This is a genomic window from Streptomyces katrae, from assembly GCF_000966975.1.
GTDB lineage: Bacteria > Actinomycetota > Actinomycetes > Streptomycetales > Streptomycetaceae > Streptomyces > Streptomyces katrae.
In genome coordinates this window covers 1-5,875 of sequence record NZ_JZWV01001191.1, presented here as the reverse complement: position 1 = coordinate 5,875, position 5,875 = coordinate 1, and the positions used below count along the sequence as shown (strand labels likewise).

General features: G+C 70.0%; 7 protein-coding genes. All 7 read right to left on the bottom strand.

Going from position 1 to position 5,875, the window contains the following annotated elements; translation table 11 throughout:
• Positions 1 to 244 (bottom strand): hypothetical protein (locus tag VR44_RS45555; protein WP_211275190.1); only part of this gene is annotated, 244 nt, incomplete at its 3' end.
• Entirely contained in the window at positions 228 to 710 is a 483-nt protein-coding gene (locus VR44_RS34765; protein WP_045951632.1) for a hypothetical protein, read from the bottom strand. The genes VR44_RS45555 and VR44_RS34765, both read right to left, overlap by 17 nt.
• Before the next feature lie 33 nt (positions 711 to 743).
• Complete coding sequence (locus VR44_RS34760; RefSeq protein WP_045951631.1) at positions 744 to 1,235, bottom strand: hypothetical protein; 492 nt, start codon at positions 1,233 to 1,235, stop codon at positions 744 to 746.
• A 378-nt stretch (positions 1,236 to 1,613) separates the two neighbouring features.
• Entirely contained in the window at positions 1,614 to 2,306 is a 693-nt protein-coding gene (locus VR44_RS34755) for an NADase-type glycan-binding domain-containing protein (protein WP_245692755.1), read from the bottom strand.
• 412 nt (positions 2,307 to 2,718) lie between these two features.
• Entirely contained in the window at positions 2,719 to 3,585 is an 867-nt protein-coding gene (locus VR44_RS34750; RefSeq protein ID WP_052713974.1) for a hypothetical protein, read from the bottom strand.
• A 57-nt stretch (positions 3,586 to 3,642) separates the two neighbouring features.
• On the bottom strand, positions 3,643 to 4,233 hold the full coding sequence (locus tag VR44_RS47890) for a hypothetical protein (RefSeq protein WP_245692753.1): 591 nt from the start codon (positions 4,231 to 4,233) through the stop codon (positions 3,643 to 3,645).
• Positions 4,234 to 5,326: 1,093 nt separating this feature from the next.
• The coding region (locus VR44_RS34740) for an alpha/beta hydrolase fold domain-containing protein (RefSeq protein WP_045951629.1) at positions 5,327 to 5,875 on the bottom strand (549 nt) is incomplete at its 5' end.

Below are 5,875 nucleotides of genomic sequence, written 5' to 3'. Positions count from 1 at the left end.
GCCTACGCTGCAGCCAGTCCTTCACCTTCAGGTTCAAAAGGTAACCTGCGGCCGAACCCACCAAGGCTGCAACCAGAAGTAAGCCGTACAGGACAGCCCTGGGTGTAGATGCCGGCACGAGTCTTGCCGTGAACGCCGCCGTACAGAAGCCGGCACCGAGAAACGCTGATGCTGCGTTTATCTCTTCCAGGATCTTGCGGACCCGCTCGAACCCTTGGCCGTCCTGTTCACGCTGACCATTCATGCGCCCTCCTTTGGTGGTGTCGTCCGTGCAGGCTCTCACCGCAGCACGGCACTGCGCCCGGGACAAGGGCGGGGGGGGTCAGGTGGACCATCCCTGCATCTCGGGGAACCCCACCCCGTCCGGGCGCGCCGGGCGCGGTGACGTCGGGGTGCAGGACGGAGGCGACGGCGTCGAAGAGCCCGCCGCCACCTTGGTGCGTGGCGCCGCGTTCGGCCACGGCGAGCGGGGCCAGGGAGTCCGCGACGGAGACGTAGGCGGTGGCCGGGGCCAGCACTCGGGACAGGCCGGGCCGGTCGGTGCCGACCGGGACGAGGTGCTCCGCGGGTACCCGCTGGGTGAGCGTGCCGGGGTCGCGGAGGGCCCGCTCGCCGGTGGCTCCGAGCTTCTTGATCCGTACCTCGTAGCGCACCTCGCGCAGTACCGCGACCGTGCCCTTGTCGCTGCGCAGGACACGCGGTTCGGCCAAGTTCCGCTGTCTGCGGGTTTTGCGGGAGGACTGCTACGGCTGGAGGTTCGTGGTTCCGGCGGCACCGACCCAGACCGCCGGCGCGACGGGCGCCAGCCCGCAGAGCAGGCCTCCGACGCCCTTGCTCGACGATGAACCGGCCGTACCACTTGCGGTAGCGGCGGTGTTGTGGTGGACGTCGACTTTGGTGTCCTTGCCCTCAGGGTCTTCCAGTGCGGCCTGTTCCAGTCCGGCGGCGGTGACCGGCGGGGCGCAGGCCGGGAGGTCGGGCACGAAGACGGGCGGCCTGTCGTCGGGCGCCCAGCTGATGCGGACGGTGACGTCATACCGCGCCTTCTCCGTGCCGCCCGGCACGGAGAAGGCGCGGCCCGCCCCGAAGAAGGTCTCAGGCCGCCCGACCAGTTCGCCGCCGATGTCGGCGACGGCGCCGTCGTCGTGCCCGACCAACGCGGCGATCGCGCGCGGCACGAAGGCGTCCCCGGTCAGCGCGTACGAGGAGGACAGACCGCCGGCCTCCAGCCGCATCAGGTACGAGGGCAGCTCCAGCCCCGCCTCGGTGCGCTCCTCGATCTGCGCGAGGGAGCCGCCGGGCAGCTGCCTGGCCGGGCGTCGCCGCGCGCCCGGCCCAGTGCTTGCCGCCGTGGCCGCGTTCCCCGCGGTCTGCTGGAGGCCGAGCAGGGCGTGGTGGGGGCGCCGGAGGAGGGAGCGGCCGGCTGCCGGGTGGAGCGGGGCACTTGGGGGGCCTACTGAGAGTCGCCGGTCCGGCCGCTGCCCGGCTGTCGCTGAGTCCGCACGGGATCACGGTATCCATGGGCGGGGAGGACAGCGCCAGTTTGCCAACTGCGTAGGTTTTATTGGGAGTTGCTCTACCAGAGGGTCAGCTCCGGTACACCGCCCGGTCATCTACGAGATCCGGCCGCTCTTTGACGGGCCGAAGAACTCGATCTCGGCGATGGAGACCTGTTTGTCGGCGGCCGCGCCGTAGGCCGAGCGCAGGACGAAGCGCACGGCGGTGACCTCGCCGGTCCGGAAGACTTGTCGCTGGCCGCCGGCGCCCTGGTTGAGGGTGAGGATGCGGGTTGCCGTCTTGCCGTCGGCCGTGGTGATCACGGCCTCGACACGGTGCAGGAGAGCCGACTGCGAGAACTTGTCGGCGCGGCTGGAGACGCCGGGGGTGATGATGACGTCGAGCAGCCGGGTGGGCTGCTCGAAGCGGGCCTCGACCCACTCACCCGTGCCGGCCTGACTGATCCCCGGGCCCCACCAGGTGTTGTTCAGCTTGTCGAAGAGGAGCCGGGGCTCGTGCCCCTCGTAGGACCGTGAGGCCACGACGGTGTCCGGGCCGCCGACCGGGGAGCGTTTGGCGAAGTGGTCGCGCACGGCACTGACGGCCGTGTCGGCGTAGACGACGGCGGTGATGAGCAGGGCCAGTACGCAGGCCCAGAGCACCCAGGTCACGAGGTACCCGAAGCCCCGCCGCAGCCGCGGCCGGTCACCGGCCCACGGCGCCTCCCGGTTGCGGAAGTCCAGTACGCGGCGCCACCAGGGGCGGCGGCCGAGTGCGGCTGCCCCGCCCGCCTCGCCGATGGGTCCCACGAGATCTTGTAGCTGGCGTTCTCAGAAAAGTCCCGGTCGGCGGCGCAGGCGGCCTTTTCCAGTGCGCTCTTGGGGTCGGCGCCGCCTTGACGGAGTTCAGGGCCTCGCTGGACTTCGACGTGTGGTCGGGGGCCGTGCGCCACGCAGGTCCGGCTGCGGGAGCGCACGGAGCACGAAACAGAGCGCGAAAGGCCCGAGTTCCGCCTGCGGGCTTCGAGGACGGGGCTCGGGCTGCGGGCAGCCAGCAGCTACCTCCTTCCCTGAAGGGGATCCCCGGGGCCGGCGAACCTGATGTTCGCAGCGCCGGTGCTGTCGGCGTTGCGCAGAGGAAGGGTGGCGGGGTCGCGGCGGGAGGCTGGCGGCGGCGAGGCGCCAAAGGGAGGAGGGTCGTGCATGCCGATCTGCCGGACGGTCACCCCTGTAGGACGGTGAACAGCACTGGCGTGTGGATGCCGAGGTGAGCGGCGGAGTCGGCCACGGTCGCGGCGAGCCAGCCGACAGCGTCACAGGACCACTCCGCCAACTCACCGGAGAGTGTCATTCCGTGCAGGGGCGGACCGTTCCAGAAGCGGTCGTCGAACGGCGGCGCCGGAAATTCTCCCAGCGGAAGGACCTCGTCGATCTCGCCGGCGAACACGTTCTGGTCCGCAGGGACGACGTGGCGGGCGAGCTGTGGCGCCACCATGGGGATCGACCGGTCGACGCCGCCGTCGATGCGGACCTTCACGGGTACCCGTGCCTGGGGGTCGCACTCCCCGAACCAGTCTGAGGTCCGCATGGACGGCACCAGTGCGTACGGTGGGCGTGCCGAGGCTTCGATCCCCTGCACCGGCAGAAGGATTTGGACCGCGGTGAGGCGCACGGCGCCGACCCGTTCCGTCGTGTCCTGCGCGCAGCGCAGGAACGGCTGGACGGGAAGTGGCCGGTCGTCGGGCAATGCGCTCACCTCGACCTGGAACCACGAGATCAGGTTCGGCCGCGGAGCGGCCAGGGGGTGGCTCCAGCCCGCGTCGTTCATGGCCCACAACCCCGGCGCGGCGTGCGTGCGCCGACCGGCGGCGCTCACTTCCTCAGCGCCCGCCCTGTCGTCGAGCCAGCCCATCGCGAGCGATCGCTGATGGAACAGCTGGTATGCGTCGTGTTCCGACGCGGGATCCCGCCACGCGTGCGGGACGAGTTCTCCGTAGAGTGCGGCGAACATGGTTCCCGCAGTGCGACGAGCGGAGGGCGCCACACCCGGCTGCGCGACGGCGTCCTGCTCCGACGTCTGATCCGACATGTCGCTCTCCCTCTGGATGGACTCGACGACCTGCCACTGGAGGGCCGACAGAGCCTCTCAGTACACCCGGCAATCCACTTCAGCCTGGTTCATGGGCTTCTCTCCGGTGTCGATCTCATCGATCACATCGACGTCCACATGGTTGCGCCACGATGTGCGTTGGGTGTCGCGGCAGTCACGCCGGGCCGCTGTGCGCTGAACGCTCCCGCCACCCGGCTTCAGCGTCTTGGTCTCCGAACATGCTTGCTGGCGCCAGGTGTTGTCCGTGTACCACTCGTACAGGCAGTTGAACACCTTGGCGCGGTCGCTGCTGCAGTTTCCCTTCTCCCACCACCCGTGACCGGAGGCTGCCACTCCAGTGCTCGACCGGTGTGGATTGTCCCTCCCGCTGACCGGCGTGCATCCAAGCACGGCAGCGTGCCGAGTCGTACCTGATTCATCGACCGCATCCATGTCGATCACCCGGCCCGCAGCGTCCAGGTAGACCGCGGCCGCGTCGGAGCCAGAAGGCGCGACACCCGGCACCGCCGTGTCTGCCTGCTCGTCGCCGCCTCGGTCGGATGCAGCTGTCGTCCCAGCCGATGCGCCGCCGATCAGCAGAGAGGCGAGTGCAGCGATGACGGTGAGTCGGAGCCTGCCGTTGCCCATAAGGAGCCTTTCAGATGCCGGAGGTCGTACTGGCTGGGTCGTGATCGGCCGCGCCCCACAAGAGTTTCGAGCGACTAGCACGGCTCGACCAGGGAAAAGGCGATATTTACCTCTATGGAATGAACCAGGGTGTCGCTCGACGGCCGACTCGTTCCCGATGTCCTTCACGAGGCAGTCGGCCGTACCGGATCGGAGGGGCCTTCCGACGATGGCGGACACCAGGCGGATTCCTAGATCGAGGGCCGCCTGATCGCCCCGGTGGTCGGGGTGGACGGCATCGTGACCGTTGGACACGCCGCTGGGGCGGCGGCACCGGCGCCCCGCAGCCTCGGGCTGCCCCGTGGTGGAGCAGATCGTCGCCTCTACTGCCGGACCGGGAGGCCCGCGTCGAGCAGATCGTCTTGTCGATGCCCGAGAGAACCGAACCCGATGTCTGGAGATGCCGCCGTACGCGTACTCCGCCGACGGCTTTGGGGGGACGCTGTGAGGTCTGGCCCACGAGGGGCTCACGGCCTCGCCGTACCTGTTGATGGACGAGTGGCCGAGTGCCTGCGACGCGTGCAACGAGGCCGCTGCGGCAATCGACGCGCGCCGGCCACTTGAAATGCGGAACGGCAACCGGATCTCTCCCGCCCCGCCTCCCGGTTCCGACTGGCCGCCCTTCCAGGCCGTTTCACTCAGATCATCGGACCGTTGGTTGATCTGTGTCGTTGACTGGCGCCACCCCAGTGGGCCCCCGAATCGGAGCCGCTGTTGCCGGAGCGGACGCCGAAGCGGGGGCGGGCGATGGCGCGATCTCCGGCAGGTGATCGGCGCGATCGCGTTCAAGTACCGCACCGGTACCGCCCGTGCATTGCATGGACCTGCCCGAGCATTTCGGCTCCTGGAAGGACGCCCACGACCCGCTGCGGAAGTGCGCCGCCGACGGCACCAGCCGGGATGCTGGACACTTGTCGGTCCAGAACCGCGGGAGGGTTCCGCGTCACGCGGCTATCCGCCCGGGTTCCGTCGTACGGTCCCTCGACCTCGTTGCCACGGGACGCCTGGCCGGAACGTTGTCCGTCCCGCGACCGACTACCGCCGGCGGAGACCGTCAGTTGGTGGCGAGAAGGTGCTCGAGCCAGTTGCGGCGTGCCGCGACAGCGGCCTTGCTGATCCGCGCCTCGGGGGCTTTCCGGTCGAATCCGTGGATTCCGCCGGGCCACACGTGCAGCTCGGCTTCGCCGCCGGCCTGCCAGATCCGGTCGGCGTAGGCGAGGACCTCATCGCGCAGGCACTCGGCGGAGCCGACGTCGAGGAACGTGGGCGGCAGGCCGGCCAGGTCGGTGGCGCGGGCGGGCGCGGCGTACTGCGGCACGTCAGCTGCGCCCCGGGCGTCGCCGAGCAGGGAGCTCCAGGCGAACCCGTTGCGGCTGCGGTCGAAGAGTTCGACGTCGTCCATCTGCAGGGCCGAGGCGCTGTCGTTGCGGTCGTCGAGCAGCGGGGCCATCAGCAGTTGGCCGAGCAGGCGGGGACCGCCCTTGTCGCGCACGGTCAAAGCGAGCGCGGCGCTGAGGGCGCCGCCGGCGCTGAAGCCCGTGACGACGATGCGCTCCGAGTCGATGCCGAGCTCGTCCGCGTGGTCGGCGACCCACAGCAGCCC